The organism is Pseudarthrobacter sp. 05T312 (assembly GCF_056396685.1).
In genome coordinates this window covers 1-557 of record NZ_JBFTLY010000050.1, presented here as the reverse complement: position 1 = coordinate 557, position 557 = coordinate 1, and the positions used below count along the sequence as shown (strand labels likewise).

Annotated in this window: 1 pseudogene; it reads left to right on the top strand. The window is 67.7% G+C overall.

The window, feature by feature from the left end:
• Positions 1-557, top strand: a pseudogene (locus AC1DIP_RS22245) (IS5/IS1182 family transposase); the annotation flags it as partial.

Here is a 557-nt window from a genome sequence, read left to right as displayed (position 1 = left end):
AAGGCCGCTTGCGGTTACGGGCTGACCGATACCGCGTTCCATCCGAGCACGCTGACGTACTGGCGAAAGCGGCTGGCCGCCTCGTCGGATCCGCACCGGATCATGGAAGCCATCGCCAAAGTCGTCGCGGAAACCGGGGCTTTGACGGGTAAGCGCCGACGGGCGGTGGATTCAACGGTCCTTGATGACGCGGTCGCGAGGCAGGACACGATCACGCAGCTGATCGCCGCGGTCCGCCGCTTCGGCCGGGACATCCCGGGCGGACAAGAACTCGTGACCGCCCACGCCACGGGCTATGACTACATCCGCACGGGTAAGCCGGACATCGCCTGGGATGACCAGGGAGCGAAAGACGGGCTGATCTCCGCGCTGGTCACCGACGCCCTGGCGTTGCTGGCCGCGGTCGATCCCGAAACGCTGGACGGAAAGGCTGCTGATGCCTACGCTCTGCTGGCCCTGGTCGCCGGGCAGGACGTGGAACCGGCCGAGGACTCCGACGGGACCGACGGGCGATGGCGGATCGCCCGGAAGGTCGCCCCGGACCGGATGATCTCCAC